The 18468-nt window shown below is 64.8% G+C and carries 19 protein-coding genes; 10 read left to right on the top strand and 9 right to left on the bottom strand.

The features are described 5' to 3' along the window. Positions 1-86: 86 nt before the first annotated feature. Together E4V01_RS00450 and E4V01_RS00445 are read left to right on the top strand one after the other, a co-directional pair. A complete protein-coding gene (locus E4V01_RS00450) occupies positions 87-638 on the top strand; it encodes a recombinase family protein (protein ID WP_135297027.1) in 552 nt (183 codons plus the stop codon). A gap of 376 nt (positions 639-1014) precedes the next feature. Next, positions 1015-1485: a hypothetical protein gene (locus E4V01_RS00445; protein ID WP_135297026.1), complete on the top strand. Its 471-nt coding sequence runs from the start codon at positions 1015-1017 to the stop codon at positions 1483-1485. Between the two features lie 82 nt (positions 1486-1567). On the opposite strand, the gene E4V01_RS00440 is transcribed toward E4V01_RS00445, so the two are convergent. Then, positions 1568-3049, bottom strand: coding sequence for a hypothetical protein (locus E4V01_RS00440; RefSeq protein WP_135297025.1), 1482 nt, complete (start codon positions 3047-3049; stop codon positions 1568-1570). Positions 3050-3499: 450 nt separating this feature from the next. On the opposite strand from E4V01_RS00440, the gene E4V01_RS00435 reads away from it, so the two are divergent. From E4V01_RS00435 to E4V01_RS00425, 3 genes are all read left to right on the top strand, one after another. Beyond that, the gene (locus tag E4V01_RS00435; RefSeq protein ID WP_135297024.1) at positions 3500-3733 is read left to right on the top strand and encodes a hypothetical protein; all 234 of its coding nucleotides are present in this window, start codon (positions 3500-3502) and stop codon (positions 3731-3733) included. Then, complete coding sequence (locus E4V01_RS00430) at positions 3730-4248, top strand: hypothetical protein (protein WP_135297023.1); 519 nt, start codon at positions 3730-3732, stop codon at positions 4246-4248. Before E4V01_RS00435 ends, E4V01_RS00430 begins: the two co-directional genes overlap by 4 nt. A 145-nt stretch (positions 4249-4393) precedes the next feature. Next, positions 4394-5199 (top strand): IS5 family transposase gene (locus E4V01_RS00425; protein ID WP_135297022.1). Its coding sequence is split into 2 segments (ribosomal slippage): positions 4394-4736 and positions 4736-5199, totalling 807 coding nucleotides; the frame shifts between segments, so codons are not numbered across the junction. 323 nt (positions 5200-5522) lie between these two features. Here the strand turns inward: E4V01_RS00425 and E4V01_RS00420 are convergent. Together E4V01_RS00420 and E4V01_RS26040 are read right to left on the bottom strand one after the other, a co-directional pair. Beyond that, positions 5523-5765 (bottom strand): hypothetical protein, encoded by a 243-nt coding sequence (locus E4V01_RS00420; RefSeq protein ID WP_135297021.1) that lies wholly within the window; start codon positions 5763-5765, stop codon positions 5523-5525. 79 nt (positions 5766-5844) lie between these two features. Then, on the bottom strand, positions 5845-6039 hold the full coding sequence (locus E4V01_RS26040) for a hypothetical protein (RefSeq protein ID WP_245517372.1): 195 nt from the start codon (positions 6037-6039) through the stop codon (positions 5845-5847). 214 nt (positions 6040-6253) lie between these two features. Here E4V01_RS26040 and E4V01_RS00410 point away from each other — a divergent pair, with 214 nt between their 5' ends. Both E4V01_RS00410 and E4V01_RS25525 read left to right on the top strand, forming a co-directional pair. Then, complete coding sequence (locus E4V01_RS00410; RefSeq protein WP_135297020.1) at positions 6254-6499, top strand: helix-turn-helix transcriptional regulator; 246 nt, start codon at positions 6254-6256, stop codon at positions 6497-6499. Positions 6500-6512: 13 nt separating this feature from the next. Beyond that, positions 6513-6686: a hypothetical protein gene (locus tag E4V01_RS25525; RefSeq protein ID WP_193763115.1), complete on the top strand. Its 174-nt coding sequence runs from the start codon at positions 6513-6515 to the stop codon at positions 6684-6686. A gap of 174 nt (positions 6687-6860) precedes the next feature. Here E4V01_RS25525 and E4V01_RS00405 read toward each other — a convergent pair whose 3' ends face one another. Further along, on the bottom strand, positions 6861-7640 hold the full coding sequence (locus E4V01_RS00405; RefSeq protein WP_135297019.1) for a DUF3800 domain-containing protein: 780 nt from the start codon (positions 7638-7640) through the stop codon (positions 6861-6863). A gap of 137 nt (positions 7641-7777) precedes the next feature. Beyond that, on the bottom strand, positions 7778-8626 hold the full coding sequence (locus E4V01_RS00400) for a hypothetical protein (RefSeq protein WP_135297018.1): 849 nt from the start codon (positions 8624-8626) through the stop codon (positions 7778-7780). Positions 8627-10254: 1628 nt separating this feature from the next. Between E4V01_RS00400 and E4V01_RS00390 the strand changes: the two genes are divergently transcribed. Beyond that, a complete protein-coding gene (locus E4V01_RS00390; RefSeq protein ID WP_135297016.1) occupies positions 10255-11493 on the top strand; it encodes a glycosyltransferase in 1239 nt (412 codons plus the stop codon). 10 nt (positions 11494-11503) lie between these two features. On the opposite strand, the gene egtD is transcribed toward E4V01_RS00390, so the two are convergent. The 4 genes from egtD to E4V01_RS00370 form a co-directional block, all read right to left on the bottom strand. Then, the gene (gene egtD / locus E4V01_RS00385) at positions 11504-12451 is read right to left on the bottom strand and encodes an L-histidine N(alpha)-methyltransferase (RefSeq protein ID WP_135297015.1); all 948 of its coding nucleotides are present in this window, start codon (positions 12449-12451) and stop codon (positions 11504-11506) included. Further along, on the bottom strand, positions 12448-13464 hold the full coding sequence (locus E4V01_RS00380; RefSeq protein ID WP_135297014.1) for a class I SAM-dependent methyltransferase: 1017 nt from the start codon (positions 13462-13464) through the stop codon (positions 12448-12450). The genes egtD and E4V01_RS00380 overlap by 4 nt, the downstream gene beginning before the upstream one ends. Positions 13465-13466: 2 nt before the next feature. Then, the gene (gntA, locus tag E4V01_RS00375; protein ID WP_135297013.1) at positions 13467-14222 is read right to left on the bottom strand and encodes a guanitoxin biosynthesis heme-dependent pre-guanitoxin N-hydroxylase GntA; all 756 of its coding nucleotides are present in this window, start codon (positions 14220-14222) and stop codon (positions 13467-13469) included. Positions 14223-14498: 276 nt separating this feature from the next. Further along, positions 14499-15095: a DUF1989 domain-containing protein gene (locus E4V01_RS00370; protein WP_135297012.1), complete on the bottom strand. Its 597-nt coding sequence runs from the start codon at positions 15093-15095 to the stop codon at positions 14499-14501. Positions 15096-15266: 171 nt separating this feature from the next. Between E4V01_RS00370 and E4V01_RS00365 the strand changes: the two genes are divergently transcribed. Further along, on the top strand, positions 15267-17282 hold the full coding sequence (locus E4V01_RS00365; RefSeq protein WP_135297011.1) for an OPT family oligopeptide transporter: 2016 nt from the start codon (positions 15267-15269) through the stop codon (positions 17280-17282). A 68-nt stretch (positions 17283-17350) separates the two neighbouring features. After that, positions 17351-18145, top strand: a complete 795-nt coding sequence (locus E4V01_RS00360) for an ABC transporter permease (RefSeq protein WP_135297010.1) — start codon at positions 17351-17353, stop codon at positions 18143-18145. The last annotated feature ends 323 nt before the right edge of the window (positions 18146-18468 follow it).

Raw genomic sequence — 18468 nt, 5'->3', positions numbered from 1 at the left:
GCGCTTTTCTGGTTCCACAAAAATCGGTTTGCATTTTGGAACGGGTCATGACTCTATGTTCCGGAACCTATTGGAACGGAAGCGTCATGCTGATCGGCTACGCTCGCACCTCAACCCTGGAGCAAGTCGCCGGCTTCGACGCCCAGCTTCGCGACCTTGTGCAACTCGGGTGCGAGAAGGTGTTCCGCGAACAGGTCTCATCGAAGGGGACCCGGCCGCAGCTCGAAGCCGCCCTGGAGTTCGTCCGCCAGGGCGATACCCTCGTGGTCACGAAGCTCGACCGGCTAGCCCGTAGCGTCGTCCACCTCGGCACGATCATCGAGACGCTGGAGGCTAAGGGCGTGGCCCTGCGTATCCTGAACCTCGGCGTGGACACCGCGACGCCCACGGGCAAGCTCATGCTTAACGTGCTGGGCGGCGTCGCTCAGTTCGAACGGGAGATGATGCTGGAGCGGCAGCGGGAGGGCATCGCGAAGGCAAAGGCCGAGGGCGCATACAAGGGCCGTAAGCCGACCGCTCGCGCCAAGACGGCTGAGATCAAGGCCCTGGCGTCCGAGGGGCTGTCCATGGCCGCCATCGCGGCAAAGCTCGGGATCGGCAAAGGCAGCGTACACCGCGCCCTCAACCCGAAGCCATAAACACCCTCGTGCAACGCGTTGCACGGCGCCTGTGTCGAGCGGTGCGCCTCGACTTTCCCAGACAACCGTTATCCAATCGACGGATCGTGCGGATGTTCGTTCCCGACGGCTCTTGCCCGGCTGGCGACAGCCGCGTGTTCACAGCCGGGATATTCGCCTCGGCTGCCGACTATGAGTATCACGCCGGGAGCTACGGCCGCCTTGGGGATGACGTGGCCGGCAGGTGCAGCCAAGTGGTGCGCCCACAGCTACAAGAAACACTAAGCGCTCGGATCCAAAATCGGGCCGCCTGCCCGCGCACCTCAGCCCCATCCAAGATGGGGTTGACGCTCGGACTTAAAGCTTCGGATATAGTTCGGCTGTCGAGGATGGAAATATGTCAGACGAACCCAGCAACATCAAGGCGTTCGAAGTCATTGTCGGGCATGCTCTTTCGCAATTATATCTTAAATTCCCGGAGCCTGTTGAGATAGACGGATCGCCAATCGCCCAAGATCTTGGTGTTGAGGTTGTAGAAAGAGACTTAGGCCTCGGCCGTATCCATTATGAATATGGTCCGCTTTCGGATGGCAGGAGTTTTTTCAGCCTGTGGCAGGCCAGCTTACTTTGGCTCAGAGATGAAGGGTTCATCAGATCTGGTGGGCGAGATTTCGTAACAACTGCCGTGCTGACAAAAGAAGCGCTGATTGTGATGAATAAATTTCCGGAAGGCCTTTCGCATCAGAAAACTATCGGTACTCAAATTACCGAAGCTGCCAAGGGCTCGGGGAAAGCTGCCGGTACGACTGTGATGGGTGAGCTGGTTGGCCAAATCATAGGCGGCGTTACGAAGAGCTTCCTTGGGTGATGCAAACCGATCTGGACCCGGATCAGGCCGTCGGCCACATCCTTGGCGACTGCCGCCCGGTTATCTTGCTGGGCCTCAGTCATCACGCGTCATCCATCTTGAAGGTCACGGCCTGCACGATACCGAAGCCGGTGCCGGCCTCGTCGGCCGGGGGCTGGATCCGGGGCGGCACGTACGGTGCGTTCTCCGCGGCGCGCGGGTGGGGGTTCGCGGCAGTGAAACGCTTTGCACGCCGGGCGTTATCGGCCGCGATTTCGGCAACACGACGGTCGCGCTGGGTATCGGCGCGGATCTTCTCCAGCTTGGTGCGCTCCGCGTCGTTGCGCTGAGCGGCAATCACCTGGGCGAGCGCCACGTCCTCGGACACGCCCTTCGAGCGCATCAGGAACAGGACCGACTGCCGGGTGCCCGGAAGGGTGCCGCGCCAGCGCAGCTCTTCCTTGTCGGCCCAGGCCTCCTGAAACGACGAGATGAACCGGGCCAGGAACTCGATGTCGGGCTGGGTCGGGGAGGGGGTCTTGAGCCGGGCCAGCTTCGTGAGGCGGATGGCGTCCCAGTTGCGGACCGACCAGTCGAGGAAGTCGTGCACGCTGCCGAGCGCCTTCTCCGGCCAGCGGGCGACGGCCTTCTTGAGCATGCCGGCCGATTTCTTCGTCCAGGCGACGCAGGGGCGGCCCTCGTAGGCGTCGGCCCAGGCCGCGGCCCAGGTGCGCTCGAAGGCGTGGGCGTCCTTGCGCTGCCGGAGCGCCTGAAGCCGGGCAACCCGGTCCCCCTGCACCCGGTGGATCGCCTCCTCGACGGTCTCGGCCGGAGGGGGGGCCGCGCAACGGGGGGAGGCTTCAACCTTTCCGAAACCGGAACGTGCCAGAACTGGCACCGGAGACGCTACGGCGCCGGAAGGGCGGCGACGGATGCGAATGCCGGCAATCGTCGCGACCGGCCGCGAAGCGGTCGTGTCGGGTTCTTCGTTTGTAGGTGATGGGTTAGAAGAGGGTCTGTTAGATGGGGGGCAAATTCTGCCGCCCCCTACCGGCAAATTCTGCCGGTCATCACCGGCAAATTCTGCCGGTGCCCCCGCGTCCCACTCTCCATCTTCCGCCGCCTGCATGTGAACGGTCGGCTGGGTTTGAGCGCGCCGAGCGCGCGGCAGGTTCAAAGCCACGACATTGCTCTCTTCGGCTTGCCCGGTTTCCGGGCTCCATGTGGTGATGACGGTGAAGCGTGTGCTCCACTCCCCCGGCTCGGTATGAAGCAGGCCCATGTCCCGGAGACTTTTGACCGCGTCGCGCACGATGCGCTCGGACAAGCCGGTGCCCTCCGCCCACATACCCCCGTTGCGGGAGCGGACACCGGAACAGATCTGGACCTGGGAGTATTCGCCGGAGCGGTGGCCGCGCAGGACGGTGTTACAGATCAGCCAGTGGACGATCTTGAACTCGGATGCCGAGAGGTGCCGCATCCACACAAGCCCGAGGCGGCGTGTGATCTCGACCTGCTCAGGGTACTTGAAATCGTACTTCTCTGGGCGTGCGCCGTCGTACGGCAAACCATGTGCCGGCTCCATCTCGCTCTTGCTCCGGGCAGGCTCGCCTCTTGTGGGGAGATTTTCGGCGTACAACATGGGGCGCCCCGAGATTTATGGGTCTAAAGCCCAAATGCCGAGAGCCTTATAGGCAGTTAATAGCCGGGGCGCAAGCCGCATATACTTGCCAAATCGTTTGTCAACTGCGTTGGCTCGTGTCTGTAAGTTCGGGTTGCCGCCGTGCAACTTGTTGCACTGGCATCCTCGGGGTCGAGGGCGCGCGCGCCTGCCTCGCGAGGTTCTGCCTGCCAAGCGTGATAGCGGACGCTTTCTAGCATGTTCGGTCTGCGCTTGGCTTGGCTCTCGAAGAAGCAACGTCTCTAATAATTCGAATTACGGCGACATGTTGCCTACAAATCGACAGGTTTATTATTGCAGTGGACTGGGCTCTTATGTGCTGATAATATGGCCGGTATCAGTTGGAGCCGTCACATGAGCACGCGCATCTTTGCCATTTCTGCCCCTGAAGAGTTTCTCAAGGAGGTTGACTGCGTGGTCGCCGAGTACAATTCGATCGCTGGCGTATCGACAACTCGGTCGGCCTACATCCGTGCTGTGTTAGAACAGCGCATTCGCCAAGAGCCAGAAATCCTGAGCCGCATGCGAGCGGCTGCCGCGCTGACGCAGCCGCCCCTGGAGCCATTCCGCATCAACGATGCCGCGTGAGCGCCATGGGCAACCTCTTGTCCGATGCTGAACAGGCAGGGCGAGCCGTGCAACAAGTTTCACCGATCGCCACCTTTGAAGCTCTGGTAGGTGCAATCATTGCCCTCAGCCGAACGCCCTTGGGCGTGGATGGATTAGTTTTGCTCGCCGAAATCGACCGGCTCAACCGGAAGGGCGTACATCCCGATCTCGAAATGCTTCGGCGGATCGTCGGTGAGCCGAAAACGAAGTTATGGCTTCTGCTGCACGACATTGAGGGCCAGAAGCTCGTGAAGACGCGCCATTCCCGACGCACTCAACGCCTCGTTCTCGGGATCACCCCTGCGGGGCGGCAAGCTCTCGCCTCCGCGGCACATGAACTGACACAGGGTGATGCGAGTGAGCGAATTGATCAACCGCACCACCCTGTAATTGTTTCTCCTTCCCGGCAAAATTCGCCGGTTACTCAAAGCACAACTCCGTCTCAGCCAGTGGACGCTGTAAGACAGCGTCGTCGTCTGGCCGCTGTGCGTTAAGACGACATGTGAGAAACGCCTATTCGTCTATCAATACTCGTTATTGGCTCGATGGTATTGGGCGCAATTGCATTCGCGATCGGTGTTTTTATTGGTCTCAGGATTTAGAGCGCCTAACAAAACGGGTTATGGCGCGTTGGGGAGGATGGCCAAACCGATTCTCCCCGACGATCTCTGGCAGGAGATCGCCCCGCTTTTTCCTGCCGCGAAGCCTCGTCCACAAGGCGGTCGTCCTCCTCTGGAGAACCGAGCTGCTCTGACTGGCATCCTGTTCGTTCTGCGCACGGGCATTCCGTGGGAGTGGCTGCCGGTCGAGATGAAGTGCGGCTCGGGCATGAGCTGCTGGCGGCGGCTGCGGGACTGGCAAGAGGCCGGCGTGTGGGCTCGGCTGCATCAGGTTCTCCTGAAGCGCCTTCACACAGCCGGCGAGATCGACTGGAGCCGAGCGAGCCTGGACAGCGCCTCCGTCCCGGCGAAAAAAGGGGCTCTGCCACTGGCCCGAACCCGACGGACCGGGGCAAGCCGGGCACGAAACGCCACCTCGTCACCGATGCCCGCGGCACGCCGCTCGGCCTCCTCCTGACGGGCGCCAATCGGCACGACAGCCCACAGATGGCGCCCACCCTCGATGCCATTCCGCCGTTGGGCACGGGTCGGCGCGGCCGGCCGCGGCACCGGCCGGACAAGCTGCACGCCGATAAAGCTTACGACGGGAGGATCCGGCGACAGGAGTGTCGTGCACGCGGCATCGTCCCGCGCATCGCCCGCAAGGGTGTCGAGAGCAGAGAGAAACTCGGCCGTCACCGCTGGGTCGTCGAGCGGACCCACGCTTGGTTCAACCGCTTCCGCCGCCTGCCCGTGCGCTACGAACGCCGACACCACATCTACGAGGCCTTCACGACCCTCGCTGCAAGCCTCATCACCCTGAACCAGATCAGGCGGTTCTGTTAGGCGCTCTTAGCATTTTGCGGGTATTTCGTGGAGCTTTGCCTGCCATGCGAGCGACGTCCACAGTGGTGCCACTCGGAACGAAAGCCCGGCTCGCCCTCGCGCCCGTAGCAGAGATCCCGACTGGCTAGCTGGGAGCTGACGCGCTCGCGGCGCTCACACGCCAGCCACGTGGAGGCCTCGTCCCCTCTGCCGCCGCGGCATGCTCCGTTCTCGACGGCCCAGGCTTGTAGTAGCGCTTCGGCGGAGATCGCTGCCGGTGTGCGTGTTTGTGCGATGGCTCCAGCGAGGGGGGGCGCACACGGCTACGGTAGCGAGAAGTCGGATCATCGAACCCGGAGCCGGAGAATGCCCTGTGCCAAGCCGTAGAAGGCGAGGCACGCCGGCCACAACACGATGAAGAGCCCCTTCACGGTGAGGAAGGCAAGGGCCTCTGCCGTCGATCGGGCGCCATTCAGCTCACACGCGAACAGCGGATCATCGGCGGCAGATCCAACGACCGCGGTCTCCCATAGGGCAAACCCTAGCAGCGTGTAGAAGCCGACGAGCGGAAGCGTGGTAATGAACATGGCGCCTCGCAAGCGTGCGCGGACAGCCGATCACCGGCTGCGCAAGGGGATGTGGAGGGTGGAGAGGCCTTCCGGCGGCTCAGTGCGCGATGCGGGCGCGGATAGTCTGCGCCGCCTGCCAAGCGGCCTTCAGCGAAACCGACATCGCGACGGCCCAGGTAGAGCCGTAGGTAAGCTGGTGGGCCTTCGCAGCAGCGGCGGCGGCGGTCATGATGCCAGCGCGGTCGAAGCTGCCATCGGCCTTGACCAGAACGACCTTGCGAAACCGCACCATGGCCTCAATCCGTCCACGTGCGCCCAGGAAGCCGGCCGGCACTTGCGCTCGATCGTTCCGCATGTCGCGGACTGCGGAGGACCATGAAAGAGAACGGCGAGCAGCCATGGCGTCCATTAGCAACGAATATCGATGCAGATAACGATAATCGTTGCGTATGGCTTCGTCAAACGATTTTCGTTATGGTGGACGAAACAAGACAGGGTGCCCACAGATGCTGACCGCCTCGCAATGCCGTGCTGCCAGGGGGCTTCTAGACTGGTCGCAAGCCGATCTCGCGCAAGCAGCATCCGTCGGCCTGAGCACGGTCCGGAACTTCGAGAAGGGGCGTTCCGCTCCAATTGGAAACAACCTCACTGCCATCGTGCGCGCACTTGAGGCGGCGGGTGTGCAGCTTGTTGGCGACGGCCAAGGTCTCATCGGTGTGCAGATGCGCGAGCCGCGGACGCTGACGACCTGATGTATGGCGGGCGGTGCAACAAGTTTCACCGGATTCTAGAGCGGCATCCGGTCAGGTTGCGCTCACCGAGGTGCTTGCGCTGGAGCCGGTGGACCAGCGGCGGGTGCTGGCGAGCTACGCGGCGCTCGGGCCGGGCGCCTTCCACATCCGGTCGAGCGGATCCGGCAGCAGGTGGACGATGCGGTGAACGATCGCCGCCGCTTCTACCAGGGCGACCCAGCGGACTTGCAGCCTGTCAGCCTACCGCGATCGAGTGAATTGACTCGTATCGATACGCGACACATATATCGCGTGTCAGCCGGCAGAGGGTTTGGGCCACTGAGCCCCAGCGCACCGCAAGGTGACGCGCCGGTTGACCGCCTCAGGTCGGATAGGTCTTGCTGACCACCGTGAGCGCTTGGATCTTCCTCCCAATCTCGTCGACGGATTTCCGCTTCGCGGTCAGTCGCGAAGCGATGTGGTCCTGATAGGCGGGCTTAGGTTCGGGTAGCGCCATGAAAGTGTCGAACGTTTCGACATTCTGGCGGTAGAACTTAAGCGCGAAGTATGCCACCAGATCGACGCACTGAATCAGCAGATTGTTTTTAGACTGAACAAAGTGGATTGAGTCGACAATTTGCTTGATCGGGGTCGGCCTCCAACCCCAGCCAGTGTTCGATTTTTTATACTGCCGAAGATTCTCGATCAGCCGATCCTCAACCTCTTTGCACTCGTCCGCAATGAGCAGGCCGCGTGCCTCTTGCGACCGCAGATAATCCTCAACGCGCTCGACGAGGAACAGGAACGCGAGCTGATGCGGATGCCACGATGAGCGCATCCGAATTTTATCGACAGATGCCCAGACCACCTTCGCGCCAGTCCCTGCGAGTACATCGAGGGTGTCGTGAATCGCCGCGATCCGGTCGATAGGCGGCACGCCTCTGAAGGCGCCATTCCCGCTGTAAAGATCCGCCCCATGCAGCTCGAAGTCGGGCGAGGTGGCCTGCACGGCGAAATGCTTGCGCATGATTCCATCGACCGCATCCTCGATGTTTCGGATGTCCTCCTCCGGTACGATCAGCCCGGCGATGAGGTGATGGGGCTGGTCGGGATCCTTCCGCGTGCCGGTGTTGCCCGACTCGTCGATGTAGATGAGGTGCATGCGCCTGAGGGATGGGTGCGAGAAACTTAAGGTAGCGATCTACTGCCGCCGCCCGTTGGGCAAGGCGCAGCGGTGAGCAGAACCAAATTGCTTCGTGGTGTGTCGCCGCCGCCCGTGCGCTTCTGGTAGTTCGACACTCAGGCGTCCTCGGGCGCATCTGCATCCGGCTGCTTCGGGCCCTCCAGGCGAAGCGGCGGCGGCGTCAGCAGCGGCGTTACGACATCTAGGGCGTCGACCATCCAGCCTCGGTACGTCGAGTAGGCCTGCGAGACGTTCGGCGCCGCGGCGAACACGTCGACCGCCAGTGCGAGCGCGACGCACAGTTTGATGAGACCGGCACGGCGACCGCCCGACGCATTGGCGGCGGCGATTGCGTGATTGGCCGTTGCCAAAAGGGTGAGCAGGCGGCTGACGGCCTCATCATGACCGAAGAGAACAAAGTTCTCCAGCACGAAGAGCAAGTCGCTAATGCCGCTACTTAGAGGCATTGCAGCCCAGAGTGGGATATCCTTGCTTTCAACAATCTCCAGAGACGCTTCGGTCAGTTGTGCAATCAGGGCCTCGATCTCGCTACATTGGACAACCGGCAGCGGGTAATGCCTCGACATGATCGGAGACAGGAATGTTAGCGCCAAAAGGTGTTCTTTCGGCAGGCATTCGATGACTACAGAGTTCCAGTCTTTATGATAAAATTCTGGGCTGAATAGTTTGCCCATTGCAAAAACCGCATTGAGGCCCGCATTTCTGGTGTCATCGTCAATGTCGTGGTCGTCTATCTCAGAGATTTTCGAAGCCAAGTCTTCTACGCGCTTGTTGCCAAATCCATAAATGCGGAGAACTGCACCCCCGTGCTTGTCCCCGTTGATGGCGCCTTGAACCATCTTGTACGCAGCAGCGTGAGGATTGCCCTCTAGCTTTAAAAGGAACTGCGCCAACCGCGCGAACTCGCGGGCCGGGTCGGTGCTGTGTCGCGGTTTGGATGTCACGGCGTTTCCTTAGGCGTTCGCGTCCCTAACCTAGGCGCGACGCCTGACGAGCCGCGACAGGACGCACGCAGCACGAAACCCCGACGCTTTGCCGGGCGCGGTGTGTTCGTGTCATGCTGTCGATGGAGCCTGGGAACTTCCGAGCCGGACCCTACCAGGGGTTGGCGGCTCGGCCTTTGACGGAAGCCCAACACCTTGCCGGGTGATCGGCCCCGATATGAAGGTGCTCACCTCCCAGTAAGCGCGGCCGGCTCACTATGCTGGGAGTGAGGCGATACGGTCAAGCGGAAACACTCGGCCGGGATGCAACGTCCCTTCGGAGTAGAGATCGCCCCACACGTTCTCACAGGCGTGTTCTCAGCCTCCCGGCGCCAGCGCCGTTCGCTGGCACGGCCGAAAGCCCCGGAGAAGGCCCGAATCCTCGGCCCTGAGAAGCCGGTCCGAACCTATAGGCGAGGGGCGAACGCTCGATTTCGACCGATCACGGCTCCACAGTGCATCACAGATGTGTTACACATCCACTCGTCACAGATCTACCAAGCATCTGTTTTAACTGCAATATTTTATGACTGGTTCCCGTCCCTCACCGCCCACCAATCCGGAAGCAGGATGGTCCAGAGGCGGCCGTGATGATGCGTGCCGGCCCGGATGGGTGTCTCCCGCCGGAACATCCTTGTCGAGAAGTTCGTCCGCGATGGATGCGGGCATGCTCCTTGGCTGAACATTCCGCTCAGGAATCATGCGGACGAACCGCATTATCCGGTGCAGGCGAACACTGAGTGTCTCTCAAAAAACTCCCGCCGCGCTGTCATCGCCAGAACGAGTACGGTCAGAGACCCGGCGTTTCGTGAGGCACTCTGAAACCAGAGGCCCCCTCCGCGTTCCTCGTTCAGACATGAGCGGGAAGCGACATGGAAGGTGGGCTGACTGGCTCGGTCTCATCGCCGGCATCCTGGGGTTGAGCGGCGTCGGCTATCTGTTTGCGGCCTGGGCGAAGGCGCGGAGGGAGCCGCTCTGAAACCTGTCGCACCGTAGGGGAGGGGCCCTGGACCCTGCCGCGCGGTTCACCGCGAAGCGAGCGACGCCTGCCGATGGCGCGGGTCGTAGCGGTTCGACGGATCCCGCGCTGCCGCATTGTCATTGTCGCCGGGCTGAAGGCTCGTGTTTCCGGTCCGGTTAGTCTTCGCTTTCCCGCGCAGCAACAGCGGCACGATGCGCGTCGAGCGTCGGTGGATCCAGGCCTCATGCCGGCGGCGCAGGGGACGTCCGTACTGGACGGTTTCTCTTCCACACATAGTCATTCTTCACGGTGACATCTGACTGACGGGCCCCGGACGCTAACCGCGAACTGTCGAGACGCATTGACTGGGCGTCCCAAAATTCGCGCCGCAGCGCTTTGCCGCACGGTCGCGACGCGGTTGCAACGCGATCAAGGCCTGGTCTGATCGGCTGCGGCACCCGCATCGGCGATGAAACGCCTTCATTCGACGCAGATTTTTTGCACTGCCGAAGCGCCGATGCGGATGAATTGCCCCGGCTGAGCCGCTCAACCCTTTGGTGCAGAAGAAGGCGCATGTCGGCGCCCGCTGCGTTGCGCCGGTTGGACAAGAGGGTATCGGCGCGCCGGAATGACGGATTTCCTGTTCGTTCACGACCACTTCCCAGGGCCGTTCGGCTTTCTTGCCGAGGCGCTGATGGATCGAGGACATCGCTGCGCGGCGATCGCCGGAGAGGCGGCACCGGGCTTGGCTGGCTTGCCGATCCTGCGGTGGCGTCCGGGGCGGAAGGTGACGCCGGGCCTGTTCCCGCTGGCCCATCCGACCGAATCGGCGTTTATCAACGCCACCGCCGCCCTGCGATGCGCCCTCGAATTGCGCAAGCACGGCTTCGATCCGGGCGTCATCGTCGGGCATCCGGGGCGCGGGGAATCGCTGCTGCTCAACCAAGTGTTCCCCCGCGCGCGTCGGCTCGCCTATGCGCCGTATTACCGGGCGGACGGGGATGCGCTCGGCTTCGACTCCGAGTGGACGCGCCCCCCCAACCTCGAAGACCGCGTACGCGACCGCGCCGGGAACGCGGCGCTGGCCATGGCCTATGCCGAGGCCGAACGGCTGGTCTGCCCGACGGAGTTCCAGCGCAGCCTGCTGCCGGCGGGCTTGCGGGCGCAGGCCAGCGTGATTCACGAAGGCATCGATACGGACGAGGTCCGTTACGACCCCCATGCCGTCGTGCAACTGCCGAACGGGCGCAAGCTGACCAAGGCCTGGCCGGTCATCACCTTCATCGCCCGGCAATTGGAGCCGCTGCGCGGTTTCCCGACCTTCATGCGCGCTCTGCCAGCGCTGCTCGAAGCCGTGCCCCAGGCCGAGATTCTGGTGGTCGGGAGCGACGGGCGCCGTGATGCTGCGGCAAAGGGGGCCCAACCGCAGACGTGGAAGGAGCGCCTGCTGGCCGAGCTGGACGGCCGGCTCGATCGCGATCGCCTCCACTTCCTCCCCCGCCTCACGCATGAGGAAATGGTGGCCGCCCTCTCCGTGGCTACGGCGCATGTCGCCTACACCTATCCCTTTTCGCTCTCGCGGGTCTTCCTGAAGGCGATGGCATGCGAATGCCTCGTGATCGCCTCGGACACCGCGCCGGTGCGGGAGGTGGTGCGGGACGGCGTGAACGGGATCGTCCGCGATTTCTTCGATGCCGACGCGCTGGCGGAGGCGCTCATCGACGCCTGCCGCGCGCCCGAACGGTGGCGGCCCCTGCGGGAGGCGGCCCGGCGAACGGTGATCGAGCGCTACGACCGGCGGCGTCACTGCTTGCCGACCTGGCTCGCGCTCCTGAGCTACCTTGCCGACGCGCCGGCCCGTGCCTGAGCGCCGCGGGCTATGGCGCCTGGAACAGGTGAAGGCTGAAGCCGCTATCCTCGTCGACCCAGAGGCGAACCGGCTCCCAGCCCTGCGCCGAGGCCAGGGCCCGAAAGGTGTCCGGCGCGTATTTATGGGAGGTGTCGGTGCGGATGCTCTCGCCGGCCGCGAAGCGGATCGTCCGGTCGCCGAGCCGGTAGGCGCCGGTCCGGGTTGCCACGAGATGGGCTTCCACCCGGAACGGGTCGTCGGCAAGCCGTGCCTCGTGACGGAAATTCCCCCGGTCGAAATCGCTACCGAGTTCCCGGTTCATCCGTTCGATCAGGTTGAGGTGCAGCGCGGCCATCAGGCCACCCGCCGCCCCATAGGCGCGGCGCAGGCGGGCCGGGTCGTGCGTCGGATCGGCCCCGACCAGGAAGTGGCTCGGCCCCAGCGTCTCCCGCGCCCGCGCCAGGAAGCCCTCCGCCTGTTCCGGCGTGAAGTTGCCGATGCTGGTGCCGGGAAAGAAGCCGAGGACCGGCGGCACAGCGGCTCCCTGCGGCAGGCGGATCGGCTTGGAGTAATCGGCGCAGACCGGAAGCATCGGCACGTCCGGATAATCCGGGGCGAGGCGCGCGATCGCCGCTTCGAGATAGGCCCCGGAAATGTCGAGGGCGAGGTAGGCGGCCGGCGCCTCCAGGGCGTCGAGCAGGGTGCGGATCTTGCGGCTCGCGCCGCTGCCGAATTCCACGACGCTGACGCCCGGGCCGACCAGCGCTGCCACCTCTGTCGCGACCCGCGGCAGAAGCGCCATTTCCCGCTTCGTCGGGTAGTAGTCCGGATGCGCGCAGATTCGGTCGAACAGATCCGAACCGCTCTCGTCCCAGAGGTATTTTCCGGGCAGGGTCTTCACCGCGCCCGAGAGGCCGGCGAGGGCGTCCCGAAGGAACTCGGCGCGCTCGCTGGCCGCTGCCTCCGCCGCGCTCATCGCGGACCGGTCGGGCGGGTAGCCGTGAGAACGACGAGCGCGATGCGCTCGGCGGCCGCGTAGCCCGGATCGTCGAGTTCCTCGCCGTACGCGTCCGGATCGAACTCGCGGTACGAGACGTCGAGACCGGCCCGTGCGCAGATCGCGCTCGCCTCCTCTCGGAAGCCGTCATGGCCTTCGACGATGGCCGAGCCGGTGAACAGGACAAGGCTGCCACCCGGCGCCAGTCGCTCGGTCGCCGCCTCGACCACGCGCAGCGACAGCCCGGCCCCGAGCGGCCCACCGCCATGCCGGTAGGCCCGACCACCGGGATCCACCATGAAGGGCGGGTTCGAGACGATGAGATCGAACGATCCCTCGACGTCGCTCAGCATGTCGCCGTGAACGGAGCGCACGTTGCTTACGCCCGCGAGCCGGGCATTGATGCGCGCGGCGCGAAGGGCGGCCGGGTTGATGTCGACGAGAACGACCTTAGCCTCCGGCAACCGCTTGGCGACGAGGATGCCCGCCGCGCCCGAGCCGCAGCCGATATCGGCCGCCCGCCGCGGCGCCGGGTGTCCGGCCCTGGCCCGCTCTTCGAGATGAGCGAGGACAGCCTCGGCGAAGCGCATGGTGTCGGGGCCGAAGAACACGGTATCGGCCGCGAGCGGCGGGTAGGCCGCGTGCAGAAACAACGTATCGTCGAGGCTCGACAGCCGAATCCCCGCCTTCATGAGAGAACCGTCCGGCCCTTCCCAGCGGTCCAGCACGCCCGCCCGCTCCATCAGGCCGGTCAGTTCCGCCGGGATCAGCCCGTCGCGAAACGGGCGGCTCCAGCCCAGCACATCCCGTAGTGATCGCGCCAGGGCGTTCTCGGGCCGGGCGTTCACCCGGGCATGGGTGGCGGGCGTGACGGTGGTGAACCGGTAGCCGGTGTCCCGCACAGCACGAGCGAGGGCGAGGAGCGCGCCCTCGCTGCCTATGTCCAGTTCCTGGGAGGCCGAGGGATGCGTTGCAGCATCGGCCACCGTCATCCTCAACCCTCCATCTGTCCGGCGAGAAAGGCACCGGAGCGCAGATCCGCCGCGACCTGCTGCGCATCCCATGCCACCGCCCCCTCCTGGCGGTGGTAGGGGCAGACCCAATCGTCCGGCACGGCCCGCCCGCTGAATTGCCGCGCGGCAGAGCGCTCGCCATGCTGCGCAAGCATCGGGTTGGCGGACCCGGCCCAGGCCACGTCCCGCTCGACGATCGAATCGCGCAGCCGGTCGTAGCGCCCCTCGGCCCGCAGGCGCTCGAACTGGTCGTGCAGATTGAACACCAGCACCGGGTGCTCGAAGCGGCGCGCCTTGCGGCTCGCGCCGGGATGCAGCCCGACAATGAAGAAGCCTTCGCCGCCGAGGCTCATCGAGAAATGCGTGTCGTCCGGGTTGGCCGACACGCGCGGATCCTGGGCATGACCCAGCTCGCTGTCGCGGTCGGACAGCGACTGCATCCGCCGCCAGAGTGCGGCCTCGAACGCCTCCTCCGAGAGGTGGTGTGGGCCTTCGAACACGACGGCGAAGCTCTGGAACTGGTCGCGCCGGGCGCGATAGCGGCAGATGAAGGCCAGGAGCGCCGGGTAGATCCGTGCGTCGTCGCTCTCGGAGGCGACGTCTCGGGCGACCAGAACCTTGAGTTGGCCGCGGGACAGAGCGGATTTGGCGCCGACGCAAGGGAAGGGCTGTTGGCGAATGAAATGCCGGAACCGCTCAGCGAGCGGATGGCCGGTGTCGTCGGTAGGCAGCAGCATGACACCTCGTGGAACGCAGACAAACGAACGACGCGACCGAGCCTGTCGGCCCGGCACGGTGAAGATCGTGGGAGAGAAGGCGACCGCGATGCAGTCCGCCGACCCTCGGAGAAGGTGGACTGCGCGGAGGAACCTCGGTCTGTGCCCATTGTTCCGCCGGGTCTGGGGATAACCAGCGAGCTACGAAGCCGGCTTCATCTATGTATTGTCTTGAGCTGCCGCGGCATCGTAGCGCAGTATTCTACCCGCTGATGACCATGTCTTTGCGGCGAAGCCTCAAGATTCGATCTCGTAATGGATCGGCTTGAAAGAGAAGTTGTTCGACTGCAGGGCCGAGCAGGCTGTCAGGCCGACGACGAGGTCGGTCTCGGCCACGAAACTCACCCGGTCGCCGGCCCGGCTGAGCGGCGGGCGCACCGCGATCTCGCCGCTCTGCCCATCGACGGTGACGTGCATGAACACGTTGAAGGCGACCGGGATGCGGTCCGGCTCGATCCCGTAGGGTGCCAGCGCTGCGGCGAGATTGCCGAAGCAACCCCGGTGGGGGTGTTCGTCGCCGTAGATGATGCGGAAGGTGTCGGCCGAGCAGGGCGTGAGCAGGAAGTCGTGCCGGCCCACCGTGTCCTCGAAGATGCGCAGGAGCACGTTGGAGCGGTTGGAGTAGATCGGGTCGCCCGTCGTCAGGAAAATGCGCGAGGCGTAGTCGATGGTACGGCCCGAGGAGATCACCTCATCGAGGTCGTCTCTGCGGAAGGCCACGAGGTCGGCCACCTGCTCGCCCCGAGGGTCGATCACGGTGAGGCGCTGGCCGCGATCCAGCGTGAAGGCCGCCCCCGAGCGCGGCGGGATCTCATGGCGCACCGGTCGGCTCATCCGTCGTTCTCTCCTTGCAGCGGGTGAAGCCCGCGGGTTCGTGCGCCGATTCGCGGCGGCTCCAAGCTTGGGCGCTGCCGCGTCGCCACGGGGGATCGGACGAGGGGCCCGTTGGGTTCCCGACAAATGTCGACGTCCCGAGCCGCGGGGCGGCACCGGAGGCGCCTGCCCGTGGACGCACGATCCGACGAACGCTGCCCCGCAAATGGCGATGTCGGCGGGAATCACCCTCGCCATGCCGCCGAGCTTACCTTGCGAGGGCTTCTGCTCGGGGCGGTGATCACCGTCGTGTTCATGACCGCCAACCTCTATATGGGGCTGAAGACGGGCGTGACCTTCTCGACCTCGATTCCCGCGGCGATGCTATCGATGGGAGTGCTGCGGCTGTTCGGCGGGTCCGGCATCCTCGAGAACAACATCGTTCAGACCCAAGGGTCGGCAGCCGGCACGCTCTGCAACGTCATCCTCGTCTTGCCGGGTCTCGTGCTGATCGGCCACTGGCACGGTTTCCCGTTCTGGCAGACGACGGCCGTCTGCCTCGTCGGTGGTCTGATCGGCCTCGTCTACTCGATCCCCCTGCGCCGCGCCCTGGTGATGGGCGCCGGGCTTCCGTATCCCGAGGGTACCGCCGCCGCCGAAGTGCTGCATGCGGGTGAGGCCGGCGACCGGGATGGTCTGCGCATCCTGCTGGGTGCGGCGGGAGCGGGCGGGCTGATTGGGTTCGCCACCACCGGCTTGCGCCTTCTCGCCGACGGCCTCCAAACCACCCTTGCCGCGGGGCCGGCCCTGTTCCGGCTCGCCACGGGCTTCTCCCCCGCCCTGGTTGGGGTGGGTTATCTCGTCGGGCTCGGCGCCTGCCTCGCCCTTCTGGCGGGCGTCGCCCTGGCCTGGGGCGCCGCGGTGCCGCTGCTCACGGCCTTCGGTGACGGGGCCGGCTCGGCGGAGGCAACAGCGAGGGCGGTCTGGTCGGAGAAGGTCCGTCTCATTGGCGCCGGCATCATCGCCGTCGGCGCTATCTGGACGGTCGCCTCCCTCGGCCGCTCGATCCTGGGAAGCATCCGTTCCGCCTTCGCTGCGGCGCAGGGCGGCGGGAAGGCTCTGCGCCAGTTGCCACGCCAGGAGCGCGACCTGCCGATCACCTGGGTTGCGGGCACCTCGCTCCTGCTTGCATTGCCCCTGGCCTGGCTGTTCTTCCATTTCAGCGCGGAGGCCGAACTGGGGGGGCTGCGCTTCGCGCTGGTCGCGGTCGCCACCGTCTTCACGGTCGGCTTCGGCTTCCTGATGGCGGCCGCCTGCGGCTATCTCGCGGGCCTTCTCGGCTCGTCCTCCAGCCCGATCTCCGGCATCGGAATCCTGACGACGCTCCTCGCGGCTCTGCTGCTCCCGCTGCTGCTCGGCCGCTCCGCCGGGCCGGAGGGCGAGCGTTTCGTCGTCGCCGCCGTCCTGCTCCTGTCGGCCATCGTCGTCACCACCGCCTCGATCGCCAACGACAACCTTCAGGATCTCAAGACCGGCCAACTCGTCGATGCCACCCCCTGGCGCCAGCAGGTGGCGCTGGCGGCGGGCGTCGCGGTGGGCGCCCTGGTGATCGCCCCACTGCTCGACCTTCTCTACAACGCCTACGGTTTCGTCGGTGCCCTGCCGCGCGAGGGCATGGACGAGGCCGCCGCCCTTCCTGCCCCCCAGGCCGCGCTGATGACGCAGATCGCCGGCGGCATCGTACGCAACGAATTGCCCTGGTCGATGGTGGCGACGGGGGCCGGCCTCGGGGCGATCCTCGTTGCGGCGGAGGCGCGTCTGCGCCGCAGCGGCCGTTCTTTTCCGGCACTCACCGTCGGGATCGGCATGTACCTGCCGCTCGAGGTGGTGGTGACGATCGCCTTCGGCGGCCTCGTCGCCCGCCTCGCCGAGCGTCGGCTGCGCGAGGCGGGCGCCGCGGCGCGGGCCGGAGGACGCCGCCGCGGCGTCCTGCTGGCCTCGGGCTTCCTCGTGGGCGAGAGCGTCGTCGGCGTCCTACTCGCCGCCGCCGACACGCTGAGCGGACGCGGCGGTTCCCTCGCCTTCGCGGCCGAGGCGCTGGGCGGAGCAGGGCCGTGGCTCGGCCTGATCGTCTTCCTGCTGGTGCTGACCGCCTTCTACCGCATCGCTTCGCGCACGGACGAGGCGGGCCGCCGCGGCGACACCTGACCCGTCCTCGATTTCGTCGCGATTGCAAGCGAGCATAACGGCGCGACCGCCCCGTTGCGACGGATACCATGAACGCCCACGCCTCGTCCCTGCCGCGCCGTCAGAGCCATCTCGACGTCTACCTGCGCGTCCTCAGCGCCCTGATGCTGCGCGACATGCGCAGCCGCTTCGGCGGAAACTACTGGGGCTACCTGGTACAGGTGCTCTGGCCCTGCGTGCATCTCGGGATCATCGTCGGCGCCATGACATTCCGCGGAATCAAGTCGCCCATGGGTGACGATCCGATGGTCTTCGTCGCCTCGGGCGCATTGCCGGCCCTCGCCTTCCAGTACATCTCCCGCGAGGTGATGAAGGGCTACATGGTTCACAAGCCGCTGACTTATTTCCCGCAAGTAAAGCGCTTCGATACCGTCGTCGCACGCATCCTTGTCGAGATCGTCAGCAGCTTCCTGGGCGTCTGTATCGTGTGTGTCGTCCTTGTCTGCTTCGGTGCCGACCCCGTTCCGGTCGACATGACGATGGCCATCACTGGCTATCTGACGGCGATTGCGCTCGGGATCGGTGTTGGGACGATCAATGTCGGGATATGTTCGGTCTTTCCTGGATGGGCTCTTGGTTATATATTGGTGACGCTCACATTGTATTTGACGAGCGGTGTGTATTTTATGGCATGTTATATGCCAGACGAAATTTACTACTATATGAAATGGAATCCGATCACGCAGCTCATCGAATGGGTTCGCTTGGGATACGACCCCACGATCCCCGTTCAGATCGATTACCTCTATCTCTTCGGTTGGGTCTTCGGCAGCCTCACCATCGGACTTCTCATGGAGCGCTACATCGTCCGGGCTCAGCAGTAGCCGGACAAAGAGCGCCTCACAAAACTCCCGATCACCGAGCGTCCCCGTTCTGGGCACGGCGGCGCAGCGGGAGTTTTGTGGGAGACACATAGCCAGGATCGGCGTTCCGGCCCGGTCTCGGCGCTTCCAAGGAAGCTCCGCCGTCGGGGCGAGGCTGGTCGCCGACGTTCTGTGCCGGGACTGAGCGGAGATCAGGAGGCGGCTCAAAAATTCGGCCCTGCCTCGAAAAAGGGGGTTGAGTCCCGCCAATCCTCCCCGTATAGAACCGCCCATCGCCGACGCACTCAGCGCCGCCGGCGAGGCCAGAGACCGGAAGCGGTTAC

It is taken from the genome of Methylorubrum sp. Q1 (genome assembly GCF_004683995.1).
GTDB lineage: Bacteria > Pseudomonadota > Alphaproteobacteria > Rhizobiales > Beijerinckiaceae > Methylobacterium.
The sequence above is the reverse complement of the archived record's forward strand: the minus strand, read 5'-3'. Positions and strand labels throughout refer to the sequence as shown.